General features: G+C 34.4%; 18 protein-coding genes. 11 read left to right on the plus strand and 7 right to left on the minus strand.

The features are described from left to right. Nucleotides 1–80 precede the first annotated feature (80 nt). From C1S72_RS00815 to C1S72_RS00830, 4 genes are all read left to right on the plus strand, one after another. Nucleotides 81–1,088 carry a sensor histidine kinase gene (locus C1S72_RS00815; RefSeq protein WP_230401549.1) on the plus strand — a complete coding sequence of 336 codons (1,008 nt, stop codon included), beginning with the start codon at nt 81–83 and terminating at the stop codon, nt 1,086–1,088. After that, complete coding sequence (locus C1S72_RS00820) at nt 1,075–1,797, plus strand: LytR/AlgR family response regulator transcription factor (protein WP_104733784.1); 723 nt, start codon at nt 1,075–1,077, stop codon at nt 1,795–1,797. The genes C1S72_RS00815 and C1S72_RS00820 overlap by 14 nt, the downstream gene beginning before the upstream one ends. A 117-nt stretch (nt 1,798–1,914) precedes the next feature. Then, on the plus strand, nt 1,915–2,526 hold the full coding sequence (locus C1S72_RS00825) for a hypothetical protein (protein WP_104733785.1): 612 nt from the start codon (nt 1,915–1,917) through the stop codon (nt 2,524–2,526). A gap of 15 nt (nt 2,527–2,541) precedes the next feature. After that, nucleotides 2,542–4,356 carry a CocE/NonD family hydrolase gene (locus tag C1S72_RS00830; RefSeq protein ID WP_104733786.1) on the plus strand — a complete coding sequence of 605 codons (1,815 nt, stop codon included), beginning with the start codon at nt 2,542–2,544 and terminating at the stop codon, nt 4,354–4,356. A 190-nt stretch (nt 4,357–4,546) separates the two neighbouring features. Here the strand turns inward: C1S72_RS00830 and C1S72_RS00835 are convergent, their stop codons facing one another. Both C1S72_RS00835 and C1S72_RS00840 read right to left on the minus strand, forming a co-directional pair. After that, on the minus strand, nt 4,547–5,251 hold the full coding sequence (locus C1S72_RS00835) for a LytR/AlgR family response regulator transcription factor (RefSeq protein WP_104733787.1): 705 nt from the start codon (nt 5,249–5,251) through the stop codon (nt 4,547–4,549). Then, nucleotides 5,244–6,371, minus strand: a complete 1,128-nt coding sequence (locus C1S72_RS00840; protein ID WP_104733788.1) for a sensor histidine kinase — start codon at nt 6,369–6,371, stop codon at nt 5,244–5,246. Before C1S72_RS00840 ends, C1S72_RS00835 begins: the two co-directional genes overlap by 8 nt. Before the next feature lie 208 nt (nt 6,372–6,579). Between C1S72_RS00840 and C1S72_RS00845 the strand changes: the two genes are divergently transcribed. From C1S72_RS00845 to C1S72_RS00865, 5 genes are all read left to right on the plus strand, one after another. Then, nucleotides 6,580–7,452 (plus strand): ABC transporter ATP-binding protein, encoded by an 873-nt coding sequence (locus tag C1S72_RS00845; protein ID WP_104733789.1) that lies wholly within the window; start codon nt 6,580–6,582, stop codon nt 7,450–7,452. A gap of 25 nt (nt 7,453–7,477) precedes the next feature. Beyond that, the gene (locus tag C1S72_RS00850; protein WP_104733790.1) at nt 7,478–11,047 is read left to right on the plus strand and encodes an ABC transporter permease/M1 family aminopeptidase; all 3,570 of its coding nucleotides are present in this window, start codon (nt 7,478–7,480) and stop codon (nt 11,045–11,047) included. Nucleotides 11,048–11,097: 50 nt separating this feature from the next. Then, nucleotides 11,098–12,081 (plus strand): hypothetical protein, encoded by a 984-nt coding sequence (locus tag C1S72_RS00855; RefSeq protein ID WP_162919892.1) that lies wholly within the window; start codon nt 11,098–11,100, stop codon nt 12,079–12,081. A gap of 638 nt (nt 12,082–12,719) precedes the next feature. Then, complete coding sequence (locus C1S72_RS00860; protein WP_104733792.1) at nt 12,720–13,022, plus strand: HPF/RaiA family ribosome-associated protein; 303 nt, start codon at nt 12,720–12,722, stop codon at nt 13,020–13,022. Nucleotides 13,023–13,072: 50 nt separating this feature from the next. Continuing rightward, nucleotides 13,073–13,879, plus strand: a complete 807-nt coding sequence (locus tag C1S72_RS00865) for a DUF1853 family protein (RefSeq protein ID WP_104733793.1) — start codon at nt 13,073–13,075, stop codon at nt 13,877–13,879. 3 nt (nt 13,880–13,882) lie between these two features. On the opposite strand, the gene C1S72_RS00870 is transcribed toward C1S72_RS00865, so the two are convergent. Next, nucleotides 13,883–14,266 (minus strand): hypothetical protein, encoded by a 384-nt coding sequence (locus C1S72_RS00870; protein ID WP_104733794.1) that lies wholly within the window; start codon nt 14,264–14,266, stop codon nt 13,883–13,885. Nucleotides 14,267–14,582: 316 nt separating this feature from the next. Here C1S72_RS00870 and C1S72_RS00875 point away from each other — a divergent pair, with 316 nt between their 5' ends. Further along, on the plus strand, nt 14,583–14,852 hold the full coding sequence (locus C1S72_RS00875) for a hypothetical protein (RefSeq protein WP_104733795.1): 270 nt from the start codon (nt 14,583–14,585) through the stop codon (nt 14,850–14,852). 1 nt (nt 14,853) lies between these two features. Here the strand turns inward: C1S72_RS00875 and C1S72_RS00880 are convergent, their stop codons facing one another. Together C1S72_RS00880 and C1S72_RS00885 are read right to left on the minus strand one after the other, a co-directional pair. Further along, nucleotides 14,854–15,225 (minus strand): hypothetical protein, encoded by a 372-nt coding sequence (locus C1S72_RS00880; RefSeq protein ID WP_104733796.1) that lies wholly within the window; start codon nt 15,223–15,225, stop codon nt 14,854–14,856. 96 nt (nt 15,226–15,321) lie between these two features. Then, a complete protein-coding gene (locus C1S72_RS00885) occupies nt 15,322–15,756 on the minus strand; it encodes an SRPBCC family protein (RefSeq protein ID WP_104733797.1) in 435 nt (144 codons plus the stop codon). Between the two features lie 149 nt (nt 15,757–15,905). On the opposite strand from C1S72_RS00885, the gene C1S72_RS00890 reads away from it, so the two are divergent. Continuing rightward, nucleotides 15,906–16,745, plus strand: coding sequence for an OmpA/MotB family protein (locus C1S72_RS00890; RefSeq protein WP_104733798.1), 840 nt, complete (start codon nt 15,906–15,908; stop codon nt 16,743–16,745). A gap of 103 nt (nt 16,746–16,848) precedes the next feature. On the opposite strand, the gene C1S72_RS00895 is transcribed toward C1S72_RS00890, so the two are convergent. Further along, entirely contained in the window at nt 16,849–17,700 is an 852-nt protein-coding gene (locus C1S72_RS00895; RefSeq protein WP_104733799.1) for a universal stress protein, read from the minus strand. Nucleotides 17,701–17,745: 45 nt separating this feature from the next. Next, complete coding sequence (locus tag C1S72_RS00900; RefSeq protein WP_104733800.1) at nt 17,746–18,744, minus strand: NADP-dependent oxidoreductase; 999 nt, start codon at nt 18,742–18,744, stop codon at nt 17,746–17,748. Nucleotides 18,745–18,768 lie beyond the last annotated feature (24 nt).

Here is an 18,768-nt window from a genome sequence, read left to right on the forward strand (position 1 = left end):
TGGCTACTAGCAATACCACACATACCCGTAAGACCAAGCCTTCACTGTATTGGACCTGTCAGCTCCTGGGATGGAGTCTGGTGTCTATCTATTGGGCCTATACGGTGTATACACGTGATAACTATGGGGTGTTTTACACGTTTGTAAACTATGTGCTGGATATTGCCATTGGTATCTTTTTAACGCATGGTTACAGGCGCTTTGCTTTACATAGACAGTGGAACGCCTTGCCGCTTAAGAAATTGCTGTATAGGGTAGTGCCCAGCATCCTTGTTTTGGCGGTGTTATATGTGTTGCTAAACAATATAAAATGGTACATCTATTGGACGGCTATTGCCGGCGAGGTAGAAGATTTTGGGCAAGCCCTAGTGTATTGGGATCCTATATTACTTACAGGTTTACGCTTGATGTCTATCTGGATTCTGGCCTACCACTTATACCATTATTACCAAAAAGAGGTGGCTACGGCTCAAGAAAATGCCCAACTATCTATTTTAACCAAACAGATACAGCTGGATAATCTTTCGGCGCAATTGAATCCGCATTTCTTATTCAATTCGTTAAACTCTATTAAATCCTTAATAGAGGAGAACCCCAGTAAAGCCAGACGGGCTATAGATTTGTTATCAGATTTATTACGCTCGTCGCTCTATGAAACCAATACCGATTTAATAACCATTAAGGACGAGCTGGCACTGGTAAGCGATTATATAGAATTGGAGAAACTGCGCTTTGAAGAACGCTTATCTTTAGACATTTCATTAGACCCTAGTCTGGAGCTTGTTAAAATACCGACCTTAAGTATTCAATTATTGGTAGAGAATGCCATTAAACACGGTATTGATAAGTCGGTTAAAGGTGGGGTTGTGCGATTGGACATTAGTAAACAAAGCGATACGCTAGTCATTAGCGTACAAAACCCTGGAAAATTGACAGCATCAAACACGAAAGGCGTAGGGCTTAAGAATTTAAAAGAACGCTTGGCCTTACAATACAAAACAGCAGCAACCTGCACTTTAACAGCACGGGATACCCATACTGTAGAGGCGCAGCTTATTTTACCTTTAAAAACCCATGAAGACATTTAAAACTATTATTATAGACGATGAGCGTTTGGCCAGAGAAGAGGTAAAGCGTGCTTTAAAGCCACACCAAGAATTTCATGTAGTTGGGGAAGCTTCGCATGTAGATGAAGCTATTAAACTGATAGAAACCGAAGTGCCCGACATTATTTTTCTGGACATCCATATGCCTGAAAAGTCTGGTTTTGATTTATTAGAAGAGCTGGGTACGGTGCCAGAGGTAGTCTTTACCACGGCCTATGACCAGTATGCGGTTAAAGCCTTTGAGTTGAATGCCTTGGATTATTTAGTTAAACCGTTACGTGAAGAACGCTTTGCCAAAACCATTGCCAAGGTAAAACAGGAACTACTAAAGAAACGTGAGGCCAGTCCTGATGTGTTGCCCATGCACCGCAAGATATTTATTAAGGATGGCGAGGCCTGTTATTTTATTCCGTTATCTGACATTCAGTATATAGAATCGTTGGAGAATTATGCACGCTTGTATTTTGGTGAGCAGAAGGCTATGATTAAGCGTTCGTTAAATCTTTTGGAGGAAAAATTGGATCCTACGGTATTTTTTAGAGCGAATAGAAGTCAGATAATCAACATACACTATATACAAGAGATTCATCCGCATTTTAATAATAGGTTGCAGATTCAATTAACTTCAGGTGAAACGATAGATGTATCTAGCCGTCAGTCGGTTAAGTTTCGGAATTGGAATAGTCTGTAAGGGTAAAACACCCATTTATTGACGTTCAAAGCCATTATATTACGCTCCTGTACTTTTTGTTTTTTGAGACTGTTAATGGCCTTTACTTTGTGTCATTAATTATTAAAAACTAGAATTATGAAACCGTTTACCATTCAAAATTACTTTGTAACATTCATAGTGGCTTTAACACTATTGTTTTTGACATCTTGCAAGAGTCATCAGGCAGTAACCATGACGAAGCAACCCGTATTGTCTGATTATTCGCTAGGCGAGAAGTGGGTATGGAAATACAAAGGCGTTACTGATGAAGGCGAAGTTCGATCAGATGGAACCGACATGAGAAGGATTGTTGCTATTAATGGCTCATTAGGCATGACCGTAGGTCAGGATACCGTTTTGGTGTCTGACATTGTAAAGCCTGAAACGAGTGCCACACCACGCTATAAATGGCCTTTGGAAGTTGGTAAAACATGGACCTATGAAAAAGACTGGACCAGTCAAGATGGTACTACCGGAAAACAAAGTCAGGACGTAGTCGTCCTATCTTATAAAGAAGAAACCGTAGGAGCAGGGACATTTATGGCTTATACCATAGAATACAAGGGAACCGTTTCTAATTCAAGAGGTTATAGTGCCCAAACGGATGAAGTGTGGGTGTATGCACCGGAAGTCAAGAACTTTATAAGAATGACCCAAGTGCAAGACGGTTTTTCTTATACCGAGGAATTAATTGAGTATTCAAAATAAAACCAATCCATAACCATGACAGCATTTAAATTATTAAAGGTCGCATTTGTTCTACTGTTAGTCGGGTTGGTTTCTTGTAACTCGATACCAGACGTACAACAAGAGCCCAGAACTGTGAGTAGAGATGGTAAAGCGTATTTGGTACAAGATTCTGTGTTAATCACCACCAGAGATGGTGCGAAAGTATCTGCCATAATTGTTAGGAGCAAAGCAGAAATAAAACCACAGCCAGCCATACTGTTTCATACCATATATACGCGTACAGAAGACATTAACAGAGCTTATGAAGCAGCCGATAAAGGCTATATAGGCGTGGTGTCATATACCCGAGGGAAACACTTAAGTCCGAACGAGATAACACCTTATGTTCATGAAGGTCAGGATGTGTATGATGTTATAGATTGGATTGCCAAGCAGGCATGGAGCAATTCTAAAGTGGGGATGTATGGTGGTAGTTACGCTGGTTTTGTACAGTGGGCTTCCATGAAGGAAGCTGTGCATCCAGCCTTGAAAACGATTGTGCCATCGGTTGCTGCGGCTCCAGGTATTGCTGAACCTATGGAAAATGGAGTCTATTTTAACTTTCATTACCCGTGGTGGCATTATGTGACGAATAATAAAACGTTGGATACCGTTTCATATTATAATGGTAAACGCTGGAATGATTTATACTTTAATTGGTATACAGAAGGTGTGGCGTATAAGCGTTTAGATAGTTTAGATGGTGAACCCAATCCGGGATTCAATGAGACACTGGAACACCCCACATTTGATGCGTATTGGAAAAATATGACACTCTATAATCAAGCCGATTTTTCTAAAATTGATATCCCTATATTGAGTACTACAGGATATTATGATGGTGGGCAGTTTGGGACCATGCACTATTTAAAATCCCATTATCAATATAATCCTAATGCCGAGCATTACCTTTTGATTGGGCCTTATTCGCATTTTGGGGCGCAAGAATTACCCGAAAAGCACATTCTAGGGTATGATATTGATCCCGTAGCGCAGATAGATATTAAGAATTTAATCTTTGAATGGTTTGATTACATATTTAAAGATGCCCAGAAACCCGCATTGTTACAGGATAAAATAAATTATCAAGTGATGGGTGCCAATACCTGGAAACATGCAGCATCATTGGATAACATGGCTACGGACTCGTTACAGGTATATTTTAGTAATCACCGTTCTGGTGTGGCGTTTAAATCGACCTATGACACTGGAAATCTGGGCGTAAATGAACACTTTAGTTTATCCGAAAGTGCTGATGCCACCAATTATATTCAACAAATCATTGATTTGTCTGACCGCAGTCAATTCTCATGGAATTTAAGTGGCGATCGTAGCATTGTATCAGAAACCCTAACGGTTGGTCAAGGTTTCTCGTTTGCTACAGAACCCTTTGATGAAGATGTAGAAATAACTGGAGCAATACGAGGCGTTTTAAATGTATCTATCAATAAAAAGGATTTTGATTGTAATGTATTACTATACGAACAAACCGCAGAAGGCAAATTCTTTAGTTTGACATTACCATTTACAACCAGAGCCAGTATGTCTCAAGACAAGGAACACAGAAACTTGCTGACGCCAAATGAAAAGACCGCCATACCGATTAGTAATTTTAGAATGACCAGTAAGAAATTAAAAAAAGGAAGTCGTTTAGTTGTTGTTATTAATGGCATTAAGCATCCGTTTTCTCAAATAAATTATGGAACAGGAAAAGCTGTGAGTGATGAAACTATTCAAGATGCTGGAGAACCTTTAGAGATAAAATGGTATGCAGATAGTTTTTTGACTATACCGATTAACAGGTATTGATTATTTTGATTTGTGAAGAAACGCTGATGCTTGACAATCGCGTTAACGGTTTTTTGTGGATATTTTATCAAATTTTAGACCCTGAAACAAGTTCAGGGTGACAAGTCCAGTTTAATATAGTTTTGTCATGCTGAACTTGATTAACTTCGTTGAATCTGCGATTTCAGTTTATATTTTAGATAGCATATAATTAAATCTTAAATAGCCTGTTTACATTGCTTTTGTAGGTTTGACCAATGGGTATTTTATGCTCCTGTATGACAATACGATTCCCTTCAATAAATTTTATTTTATCAATGGCAACGATAAAGGATTTGTGAACGCGTAGGAAATGAGTAGAATTTAAATGATCTTCATAGTGCGATATTTTTTCATGACTTACAATCATGTCATCCTTTAGAAATAGCTTGGTATAATTGCCATAGGCTTCAATATATAACAGGTTGTCTAATTCTATTTGATGGTGTTTTTTATCACCTTTAACAAATAGGCTAGTAGGATTGGTATCGCTGTTTGAAACTTCTTTTATTACCGTTTTAGATGTCTGTAACTCTGAAACCTTATTGACTGCTTTTACTAATCTGTCAAAACTAAAGGGTTTTAAAAGGTAATCGACTACGTTTAATTCATAACCTTCTAAAGCATATTCCTTGTAAGCGGTAGTTATAATGGTCTTTGGTGGATGGCTTAAGGTTTTTAGAAAGTCGAGACCTTTTAATTTGGGCATATTAATATCTAAAAACATAAAATCCACCTTGTTTTCATTAAGAAACTGCATAGCTTCCATAGCACTATAACAGCTATGAACCTTTTTTATATGCGGAATCATGTTACATAATTCCGTTATGACTTCATGAGCTAGCGGTTCATCGTCAACAATTATAAACTTAAGCATGAGGTGGTATTTTTAAGGTTACTTTATAGGTGTTGTCCGATTTATTAATTAATAAGGCGTAGTTTTTTCCAAACAATAACTGTAAGCGCCTTTTTAGATTATCTAGCCCGATACCAACGTCGTTATTATGCGTTCCATCGAAATTATTTTCTATATCAAATTGTACAAAATCATCAGTATAAGCCAGATTCATGTGAATGTATGCGTTATTTTTAGGCCAGGATTCAACACCATGTTTAAAGGCATTTTCTAACAAGATAATGAATAGTAAGGGTTTTATTTTTAAATCGTTATCAACATCATGGTTAAATTGGATATCAACCTCTTTTTTATAGCGAATTTTATGTAATTCTATATAATTATTTAAATATTCAATCTCTTCTTGAATTGTTACAAAGTCCTTTTTACCTTCATAAATAGTATAGCGCATCATATCGGACAATTTCAAAATAACTTCAGGTGCTTTATCAGAATTCTTAATGGTTAATGCATATAAGTTATTTAAGGTATTAAAAAAGAAATGAGGATTCATTTGTGCTTGCAGCATGGCTAATTCGGCTTTTGACTTTTCACTTTTTAAATTTTGAAACCATTTCCATTGGTGGTAAGCCCACAATGAGGCAAAAATGGGGATTGGCAACAGAAAGAGAATAAACAATTCCTTGCTTTGCTGTCTGTACAATTCAAAGCTATCAGAAAACAGCCTAAAATACAGAAAAACCGAATATGCCAAAGTATATGTAGCGAGTATAGCTACTTTGTACTTTTTAAAAAATGTTGGTATTATTACGTAAACAATGGCCAAATAAAATACCATGAGTAACAGGATGGTAACCGGATTATCTGGCATATCAGCATTAGAGTCTATAACAAGTATGACTATTAAGAAGAGCATAAGACTTATGACCTTAATAATGGTTTTTATGTGTTCTTTGAGATAGGCGATTTTGTGAATAAGCATTGAAATTAAAAACCAATAAAACAGGAATCCCAATATATTAGTAAGATGTTCATCATCATCAATAATAATAACGCCCTTGTATTCTAAAAGTAATGCTAAAACCTTGGTAACTATTAAACCAATAATAAAGGCTTTATATTTTTTTAAAAACTTAATCATAAGGCGAAATTACAAATGTTACTATCTAAACACAATTATATTGATGTACAGTATAAAAATTTGCATGAACACCGTCTTTTTTGATTTAAACCAAGTCTTAACCTAAAAACAAAATTGTTTATAACCAAAACCTAGTTGTGTATCCTTTTTAATTTCTTGATGTTTTGTTTCCTATTTTATTTGTTTCACAATTAAGAAACTTATAAAAATGAACACATTAAAAATTAATAACATCAGTAAAACATACCCTAATGGTGTAGAAGCTATTAAAAATGTTTCGTTAGACATATCAAACGGTATGTTTGGATTACTTGGTTCTAATGGTGCAGGGAAATCATCATTAATGCGAACAATAGCCTCCTTGCAAGAACCCTCGAACGGAACCATAACATTCAATGATATTGATATTATATCAAAACCACAATATGTTCGCGAAAACTTGGGATATCTGCCTCAAGAATTTGGTGTGTATCCTAAATTATCAGCAGAAAAACTTCTAAATCACCTAGCCATTTTAAAAGGTATTATTGATACCAAGGAGCGAAAACAGCAAGTTGAAAGTTTACTCCAACAAACCAATTTATACCAACATAGAAAAAAAGCTGTTGCTACTTTTTCAGGCGGTATGCGCCAAAGATTTGGCATAGCCCAAGCACTTTTGGGTAATCCGCAATTAATAATTGTAGATGAACCTACTGCTGGATTAGACCCAGAAGAACGCAATAGATTCTTGAACTTATTAAGTGAAATAGGAGAGAGTGTTATTGTAATTTTATCAACTCATATTGTTGAAGATGTACATAATCTCTGTAAGAACATGGCTATACTTTCCAATGGTAAGATATTAGTAACTGGAAATCCTGCAGAACTGGTAAATGGTATTCAAGGTAAGATATGGTCTAAAATTATAGCTAAAACAGACGTAGAAGCTTACAAAAACGCTTTCTCTGTTATTTCATCGACGTTAGTGTCGGGTGAAACCCAAATAAAAGTATTGTCTGAAACCAAACCAGAAGACGGGTTTTCTCCTATGAGAGCTGATCTTGAAGACTTTTATTTTACCACGCTAGCGACTCATTAATCAATCAATCAAAAAACACAACATTATGTTTAAGAAACTCATTCAATTTGAAATAAGGTATCAGTTTAAACAAAGAGCTTTTCTTTTCCTTTCACTTTTGTTTTTAATAATTGGAATTCAAATTGGTAGGCAAGGTTATGGAAGGGGCACTTCTATTTACAATTCGCCACAATCTATTACTGAAATTACAGGAATTCTAACATTAGGTGCCGTTTTTATCATCATGTTTTTTGTTATTAGTGGTGTGCTAAAAGACAGTCGGTATAATATGCAACCCATAATATTTAGTACGCCTGTAAAAAAACAGCATTATTTCTGGAGTCAATTTTTAGGTGTATTTATGGCAAGTGTATTATCATTTTCCTCTTTTTTATTAGGATTTATAATAACAACGTTGTTTCCTAATTTAGATCCAGAATTAGTAAATGCTTTTCATATTGCAGATTACCTATGGACGTTACTCATTATTGTTTTACCCAATATTTTTATATGCACGGCCATTATTTTTTCGGTGAGTATTTTAACAAAAAGTAACGTCGCTACTTATGCCAGTGCCATTTTAATTTATGCGTTGTATTTTCTTTGTTCGTTATTTTTAAACTCGCCAATTATGGCAAGTTCAACGCAAATGTCCACTGATAGTTATGTTATGGCTGCGTTATTAGATCCGTTTGGATTATCTGCGCTTTTCGAACAAACGCAGTATTGGACCGTTTTTGAGAAGAATAGTAAATACATTGCGTTTGCTGGTAATTTTATGTGGAATAGACTATTATGGGTACTTGTTGGCGCAATCACTCTTTTAGTGACTTATCGTTTGTTTTCATTTAGAACCATTCAGAAAAAAATAAAGAAAAAAATAAGTCTAGATAACGGGCTTATAAATACAGTTCCGTATCATAAAGTAGCTGTAAATACGACTTACAAATCACAAATAAGCGCATTTATATCGCTGTTCAAGATTGAGATGACAAACAGTATGAAAAGCTTGCCGTTTATTGGTGTGGTTTTATTATGGATTACAATTGTAATTATAGAAGTTTTTTCAAGAATTGTAGAAGGTGGTCCTTACAATGACAGCTTATACCCAGCCATGTATAAGCTCATTGAGCTTTTTGTAGACCCGTTGTTATTTTTAAGTTATATACTAATCATATTTTATAGTGGTGAGATAGTTTGGAGAGAGCGCAGTTTACATTTTAATGGTATTATAGATAGTAGTCCAACAAGAAACCTGCCATTTTTCTTGTCAAAGTTTCTAGCTATACTGGGCTTACCAGTGGTGTTGATTGTTATGGGAGCTTTAATAGCCATGCTATTACAAGGTGTATTTGGTTATGATCACTTTGAAATAGACCTATATCTTTCACTTTTTTATAACCCAGGATTAACTTTTGTGTTTTATGCGCTTTTGGCTTTAGTTATTCAATCCTTAATACCTAATAAATATTTAGGCATGGGAATTACAGGTTTAATAATTGTATTTCTGGGAACCTCATTATCATCATCAATAGGCTTACAACACCCTATGCTTTTATTAGGAAACTTGCCAAATATTAATTTCTCTGGAATGAATGGTTTTAGTGGTATTGTAAAAGGCTATAATTATTTAGCGGTTTACTGGTTGTTATTCGCAAGTTTGCTCGCTTTTCTGTCATTTAAACTATGGAAAAGAGGTGTGTCAACAAGTTTAAAATTTAGATTTAAACTTATGGTATCCAATTGGGGTAAAAAATCTACTATGGTTTTAACATCCTTATTACTATTATTTGGAACATCGGCAGCAACCGTATATTACAATACAAATGTAGAAACGGACTATATCACAACTCAAGAGCATTTGGATTTGCGAGAGGACTATGAACGTTTATTTAAGAAATATGAAGATTTGAAAGGCCTATTTCCTGTAAAAATGGAAACCGAAGTCGATCTTTATCCATCAGACAGTCGCTATGTAGTTAGGGCAACATATATTCTAAAGAATAAAAGCTCAAAAACATTAAAGCAATACTTAATTACAGAAAAAGAACCACTACAGAGCATCAGTTTAGCCGGAGGCGAACTAGTGGAACATAATAAGGATCTAGGAACCTATTTATTTGATTTTAAGACGCCTATTAGACCTAATGACGATCTGCTGTTCACCTATATAGTTGATAAACAATTAAAAGGTTTTGAAACATCAAAAAACATTGTTAAAAATGGAACTTATATTCAGCACAGGGATTTTGAACCCGCTTTAGGTTACAGAACAGCATTGGAGATTTCTAATCCTTTAGAACGTAAAGAAAGAGGTTTGCCAGAACGCGAAGAAGAAACCATTTCTGAAGATCATATTGTAACGACACAAAGTAGTATAGGACGTGTGTATTATAAAACCGTAGTATCTACAGAGCATAACCAAATTGCTTTAGGATCTGGAGAACTTATTAAAAAATGGGGTGATACTAATAGAAATTATTATGAATATGCTTCCGAAGCTTTAATCATGCCAACCATGGGCTACTTTTCAGCAAATTATGACGTGCATAGCACAACACACAAGGGTATTAAAATTGAACAGTATTTTATGCCAGAAAGCGCTTATAACAATAATAGGATAGAGGAGAGTACTATAAATACTTTAAACTATTGTACCGAAAATTTTGGTCCTTATCCATTTAAACATATCCGTATTGCGCAAATACCATCGCATTGGAGTTTTGGAGGATTTGCACATCCTGGTACTATTAGTATGACAGAAGATATGTTGCATTTAGTTGATTTACGAGACTTCACAGATTTTGATTTAGTAGCCAAGCGTACCATTCATGAAGTGGCTCATCAGTGGTTTGGTCATATACTAGGACCAAAACCCGTAGAAGGCGGTTCGATGTTTGTTGAAGGTTTTGCAAAATATTCTGAAGCTGTTGTCATGGAAAACATGTATGGAAAATCGGCTATTTGGGAATTAAGCCGTAATGCCAATAAAAAATATTTTACCTGGCGAACTTATGACACCCAAGTCGAACCACCAATTTATCAAGTTAGTGGACAAGGATTTTTATCCTATGGGAAGAATTATACTGTTATGCTGGCCTTAAGGGATTTAATTGGAGAAGATGTTGTGAATAAAGTCATTAAAAGTTTAACAGAAAAATATAGAGATCAAGTTCAATTAGAAGTTACTTCAGTGGCATTTTTAAACGAAATTTATAAAGTAGCGCCTCAAGAATATCATGATTTAATTGATGATTGGTTTAAGCGTGTCATTACTTACGATTTAAAAATTGAGACTGCATCAGTAACTAAAAAGCAATCTAGCAATCAATTTGAGGTCGTTATTGATGTAAGTTCTGAAAGGTTTGAAACCAATAAAGATGGAAGTGAAACAAAAATTGACATTAACGAACCTATAAAAATAGGGTTGTTTTCCAAACACCCAAAAGAATATGGTTTAAATGAAAAGCCTATTTATACATCAAATTACATCTTTAATAAAGATAAGTCACAAATTATCATAACAGTAAATCAAGAACCTGTTTATGTAGCTATAGATGCCTATGGAACACGATCTGATGAAAACTATACTGATAATATTTTTAGAATTGAATAAAGTATTTAGTTAAAAATAAAGAAGGGCTATCCATAACACGAACCAATAAAATGAAGAAGATTATATTATTAATAACATGTTTATCTATACAACTCATTTATGCGCAACAATCGGGTTATTATATGAATTGGAATATAGATCATACCGAACGAAGTGTTAAACCAAGTATAAAAATTAGTGAAGATGAATTACAAAACATGTATGGATATTATGTTGAGTTTGACAATCACGATAGATTACAAAGCGTCAAATTCTTTTTTGAAGGAAAGAAAAGTAATCACGGAAATTATGGAACACATGAACTGGAACGATTCTACTTTGATGATCATTTTATTGAAAAATACAAGAACACAAAAGGCGAATATGTTAGTATTTCAGGAGGAATAGATGAAAGAAAATATTTATTAAACACTTATGGTTATTGGATTAAGAAAGAAAACTACAGCAAAGGTGATTTAGTGACTGAAGGCGTAGCATATTCAAAAGTTACCCGAAATATTAATAATGAACTAGCTACAGAAATTCAATTTTCAGTAACCAATGATACCATTCCTGATGGTAATGGCTTTCCAATAGTTAATTTCGCTTACGATCAAAATGGTTTAACCCTTTACAGGCAAAACCTTAATAAAAATGGTAAAGTAGTAAATGGTGGGCATGGTTATGCTGCAGTAATTTTTCAATTCAATCAAGATGGAATGTTCTTTGAAGAACAGTTTCTCGATGAAAAAGGGAATCTATTTTTGCACCCAAGATTTGATTTAGCAAAAATAAATTGGAGAGCGTTTAATAAATATGGGAAGCCAGCTCGTATTTACTATATGAATGTTTTAGGATATCCTCATGAGCAAAGAGCTTATGGAAAAATAACCTACAGACCTAATATGACCAGAGAAAGTATTACATATTACAATAGAATAGGAGAAAAGACTGTAGACAGAAATGGTATTGCTAAATCGGTTTATAACTACAATGCAGACGGTAAATTTTTAGGAAGAACAAATTATAATCTTAATGGGGAAAAAATAAAATAAGGTATATAAAACGTCTTTTTTGGGTTACTTGGATGAATTTGGGTCAAATCAACAAACTTATGATAATGATCACTGTCGTGAGAATTGCGTATTTAATAAAACTTGAACCATTGTATAGAATATTAAATTTATCGATTAATAAAAACACGTATGTTTAATGACCCAAGTACAAGTGTTTATTTTATTTCATAGTATAGAATTATAGCTTACGAATTAATGAGAGTTATATCGCAAATTAGTTTTTACATAATTGTTGACGATATAGACCTAAAGGCACTATATCAACAATTATGCTAAAATAGCACAGCTATACACCAATTTGCTATATAATCAATTTGTACTATAATTTATATTATGTAAAATAGACTTTTCTGTATAGCAGTGTTCACTTCCCCTTTTTGTATCTAGTAGCAAACATCCACTGGATGTTTGCTACTAGATAGTATGTAAAATAGAGTTTTTTGATTTAAGAGTTGTTAACTTCTTATCTTGTCTAGTTCGATACTTCCCTATAGTCAGTATTATTTCTAAAGGCAAACGTGTTAACATTAGTCGTAATCGAATTACTACCATTTACAGATTGTTCTTACTTTGTAATAAAACATAAAACATAAAACATAAAACATAAAACACAAAACATGAAAACCATATTTGAATACCATGATGTATCGCAAAGCGATGCACTAGAAACATTTACAAAAGAAAAATTGGAACCAATATTTAATCGCAACGAATTTATTATTCGTGCTGATATCTTTTTTAAGATCGAAAATACTAGCAGTGACGAAACTGGCAAAAAATGCGGTATTCGTTTGAGTGCTCCAGGTCCGCGTTTATTTGCTGAATCGTCTAAAGAAACGTTTAAAGATGCTGTAAGTGATACTATAAAAGAATTACAGAGCCAAATACGAAAACGTAAGGAACAGATAAAAACGTATTAACAACTGGGTTGTATTATGTACTTTAGTCAGCATTTATAACAGCTTAAGCATTGACAGATAACACAGTTTTACAATATCATGGTTTTAGACAAACACCCAACTTATGGTTGGGTGCTGCTGTTTCTGGTCTTGAAGCTTTTGACTACGAATCGGCAAACCCCTTACCTGTTTTGGATTTACAGTATTTACCCCAACGTTTAGGTAAGCGCGTGGAGCATTTTGTGAGTCGTGAATTACAACAATTAACAGGTATAGAGCTGCTAGCTGAAAGTTTGCAAATTCAAAACGATAAGCAAACCATTGGTGAGATTGATATGTTGTTACAATCTCCTGATCATGCAATTCATTTGGAAATAGTTTACAAGTTTTATTTGTATGATCCTACGGTTGGTACTAAATTCTTAGATCATTGGATTGGTCCTAACCGTAAGGATAGTTTCATTCAAAAACTAAACAAATTACAAACCAAGCAATTTCCTTTATTGTATCATGCTTGTACCAAACCGTATCTGGACAAACTAGAACTACATGCAGAAAATCTATCTCAACAGGTGTTGTTTAAAGCGCAATTATTTGTGCCCATTGATAAGACCTATAGACATGACGCTATTTTAAATGAGACCTGTATTGCAGGCTATTATTATAACAAGGAGCAGCTTCCCTCCTTGCGTTATTGTGAATGTTACTTGCCAGAAAAGATGGATTGGCTTACCATGGCGCACGACGATGTTAATTGGATGCCCTATACCCTCTTTATTTCCCGTTTGGAAGCACTACTGCAATCGCAACGCTCACCTTTGGTTTGGATACGCCATCCAGATGGTAGCATGGAACGGATTTTTGTAGTTTGGTGGTAAAACTTACAGTGCCGTTATAACCCGATTATCAATACGAATGGGCTGCAATCGTTGTTTCAGCTTGACATATGAATCTAACTGATTGACATTTAAGAATTGTTGCATTTCCATGATTTCCTGATTACGTATTTCATACAAAGCTTCTAACAATGTCCGACCGTTCATGGTTTCCTGCGTGTAGTTTCGTCGGTTCAAAAAGTTCTGAATCTTCATTTCGAATATTAAGTATTGATCAACAGATAAGGCTAATTCACTATTATACGCTTGAGCCAAATTTTTGGCTTCATGAGTTATAGGCACTTCCATAGGAATGAACATGAAACCACGCTCCTGTCCAAATGATTGAAATGATAAAATGGTAATGAGTGTTATGAATACTGTTTTCATGGCTAATAGGTTTTACTTAAATTTAACACAATTTAGCCAATTTCACAAGAAATTTAGATTATATTAACAGTATAAGATATTGAATAACAATATTTTATGATATGTATTAATATTTTTTATACAAATGTTTAAATGTTGACATAGTGTTTTTTTGATTATTACATTCATAACGGTTATAAAAACTATCGACGAACGGTAAATTGTTGTTTTTTAACGAAAAAAACGGTTTTATATCAAACATTTTTGAAGGTCCTTCACTCCAGATTGTATCTTGAATATAGAAACAAGGTCCCAAGCCTAATTAAACTTAACAATTATGGAAGCCAACTTATCACTTTTTAATCAGATAAACAGTTTATCTTATTGGTTCTTACTGGAGAGCAATTATAAAAGTTCTATTGTTCTAGATGCTGAAAAGGACACCTATTTTGTGACCATTAAAAAAGGCAGCAAACCTTTGTACACGCATTGCATCAATCATTTTAGTAAAAAGAATAAAAACTTTTTGAAATTTGAATTGGTTGCTGTAGTCAATAGTTTGCTACATATAAAAGAAACGGTTAAACAAAGACAGTTAAGCGCTTAAGTTATTTTTTCTCTTTCTTTACGACCTCTAGTGGTTGTATTTCTGGTCGTACTTTTTTGTAAACATCCATCTGTGGTTGTGTAAGAATGTTTTGCATTTCAATTGTTTCCTGTTCTTGTAAGGCATAGAGCGCTCTTAACTTTTCCTTACCTTGGAGTGTGTTTTCAATTTTCTCTCTTCGGATTAAGAACTCTTCTACCTTAATATCAAACAAGCCTATTTGATCACTTGTTAATCCCAATTGCTTATTGTATTCAACAGTTAAGGCTTTTGCCTTTTCATCTAAACTAATGTCTGGTTTTTGCAACATAGGATCTTGAGCAAAAGTGCTTATTGAAAAAAATAATAAAAATATATATAGTGTAGTTTTCATAATAAATATATGGATTTGATTTATTATAATATAATGCACTCACGGCTTGAAGTCAAGCAATTTAAGATGTTTTAACATTTTAAGGTAACTCCCCTACTATTTTTCTAAATAGGTTTTTAGAGTTTGGAGCACCTCTGGCCAAGCTTGTTTAACGGCCTCATAGTACCAGTCCCAATCAGGTCCTTTTTGATACCCTTCCTGGCATAAGTATAATATTGTTTGGTCGCCATTTTGTTTGGCAATAACCGTTAGAGTCATATTACCTAATATGGGCTTTTCAGGATTGAAATATGTGAAGTTATCAATCACTAATTGCATATTGGGATTATAGGTTTTGATGTTTCCAACTGACATATAACCAAAACCTTTATTGGTTACTTGCCAGGTTAAAGCATAAATACCATCAACTTCTGTATCAATAAAAGCGCGTTCCACCTGCCACCATTTTTCTAACAAACTAGGATTTACAAACGCTGCGATAATGCTTTCAGGCTTGGATTGAATGGAAATGGTTGCTTCTACTTTTCTCATAAACCATCTGTTGGTTGGGTTCTATAAATATATATAAAGTTGTGCTGCCATAATGCAATTGTTAAAAAAAATATAAAAAATGTATTTCAACGTCTAATATGTGTTTTTGAGCGTAGATATAATAAACCATAAAAACTAAATAAACAATTATGAAGAAAATTTCAATCCTTGTACTAACCGGACTGTTTGTAATGTCATGTGTATCAAAAAAGAAGTATGTTGCCTTACAACAAGAAAATGGTGAAATAAAAAGCGAACTGACCAAGACAAAAGTTGAGAAAGAAGATTTAGAAGCTAAATTTGCCGAAATTCAAGCTAGAATTGACACTTACAATTCAAAAATTAATTCCCTTACAGAAGAAAATGATGCTAAACTCGTAACTGTTGGTGATGACTTGGTGATCTCTAATGATGTGCGAAAGCAAATGAATGAAACCTTAAAGCATGTGGATCCAACTGCTTTAGCTGAAGCTAAAACTTTAAAGGATTCTATGAATTTGGCGGTTGGGTATAACTTGCGTAAATCTATGGACACTAGTGATATGAATGAAGATGAGGACATAGCTATTAATATTAATGAAACTGTAGTTATGATTTCAATTTCTGATAAAATGCTATTTAATTCAGGTAGTTACCGAGTGAGTAACAAAGCAGATGGTATTTTACAGAAGTTAGCTGATGTTATTAATTCAGAAGAAAGTCTTGAAGTAATGGTAGAAGGCCATACTGATAATAAAACCATGGTACCTGGTGCTGCTGTAAAGGATAACTGGGATTTGAGTGTGTTGCGTGCTACATCAGTAGTTAAGAAATTACAAGAAGATTTTGACGTAGCTCCAGAAAAGCTAATTGCAGCTGGTAGAAGTTTTTACCAACCATTGGTTGATAACGATACCAAAGAAAACCGTTCAAAAAACAGACGTACACGTATTGTAATCTTGCCAAACATCAATAAGTTTTTTGCGATGTTGGAGAGCAACAACCAATAACAAAAACATTATATATTATTAATTAATCCCTCAAAAAACGCTCTAACATGTAGTTGTTAGAGCGTTTTTTTATCAGAATCATAGGTGTTTTTAAATTGTAAAATTAAAATGACCTTTGGTCAAAAACCAATAATGGTACATCTAAATTGTGACTGATAGCTTTACTATGACTTCTAGTTGTTAGTTTTTCAAAAAAGCTTCGTTTTTTTGTTATGAGCGTTAGCATATCAATTTTTCTACTCTCGCTAAACACGTGAATACCCATTTCAATTGATACATCAGTTAGTGTATAATACTCCGGAATTATTGGCTTTAAAGCCTTTTCTAGAATGGCTCTTTTAGCTTCTAAATCTGATACAGGTCCTGAATTTTTATTAACCACATTAACCACTGCTAATTTCGCATTACTTGATAGCGCTATTTCCTTAAGTAAAGAAAGACCATCTCCATAATTTTCAATAGAATAGTCTGTAGTAAATCCTATTTCATTAATATTATTGGCATTAGCAGTTTCAGGAACTGCTATAATAGGACATGATAATTTTAGGATTAATTGCGCTGCGTTACTACCAAATGTTGCCTTTTGTATAGCACTAGCGCCTTTATTTCCAATTACAACCACATCAATATGGTTGTTTTCAGAATAGCCTTGAACTGAAGCTGTAAGAGAACCATAGGCTAATTTTGTTTCAAATGTATGCTTGGAATTATTAGAATAACCTTGTACTTGTTTTAAAACTTTATCTAAATCCTCTTGAGACGATTTAGATCTGGAATCATGAATAGCTTGATAAGCACGTTTTGAGGTGATTCCAGTTGATGGTGCTGAAGCTTGTGGTTCTAACGCATGTAAAATATAAAATTTGCACGTATCATTCTTAAACAATTCTAGGGCATATTGCATAGCTTTCCATGCATTTTCAGAAAAATCAGTTGGGAGTAGTATGGTTTTCATGAATCTAATTGTATTATTAATGTTTAAATATTCGTTTAATTATAGTTATTCAATGACCTTTAGTATGAGTTTACCTAATTTATCTCCTGTAAATAGGCGCTTAAAGGTTTCCTGAAAGTTTTCTATACCATTATAGATGCTTTCATTACTTTTTAATTGACCAGTCATCATCCATCCCCCCATTTCTTGCATGGCTTGTGGGTATTGAGGCGCATAATCCATGACCACCATGCCTTGCATAGTAGCCCGATTGACTAATAATGACATATAATTTCGTGGACCAGACATATCATCGATAGTATTGTATTGTGAAATAGCTCCACAAATAACTATGCGAGCTTTTTTTCGAAGTCTGGATAAAGCAGCTTCCAGTATCTCCCCTCCTACGTTATCAAAATACACATCAATCCCTTTAGGACAAGTTTCCTTTATAGCTTCAAAAACGTTTTGCGATTTGTAATCTATTGCAGCATCAAAACCTAATTGGTTTGTGATATAATCACACTTTTCCTTTCCGCCAGCTATACCAACAACATAACACCCTTTAATTTTAGCTATTTGGCCGACTACGCTACCCACTGCTCCTGCTCCACCTGAAACAACTACCACATCACCAGATTGGATTTTGCCAACTTCCAGAATACCGAAGTAAGCCGTCATGCCTGGCATACCCAAAACCCCTAGGAATTTGGTCATAGGAACTTGGCTATCATCTACTGGGTACAGATTTTCACCGTTAGAGATGGTATATTGCTGCACACCTCCCCAACCCGTAACGGTTTGACCGATGTTAAATTTGTTGTTTTTTGACTTAATTACCTTTCCTATGGTACCTGCTCGCATGACATCACCCAATGCAACTGGTTCTATGTAAGATTTTGAATCATTCATCCAGCCACGCATGGCAGGATCTAATGATATGTAATGGTTTTGAATAAGTAGTTCGCCATTTTCAATTTCAGGAATGGGTGCTTCTTGTAATGACCAGGTATCGCTATCTGGCATGCCTTTTGGTCTTTTGTTTAGGATAAGTTGTTTATTCATACCCTAAATTTACAATTATAAAAT

The organism is Hanstruepera ponticola, from assembly GCF_002940745.1.
Lineage (GTDB): Bacteria > Bacteroidota > Bacteroidia > Flavobacteriales > Flavobacteriaceae > Hanstruepera > Hanstruepera ponticola.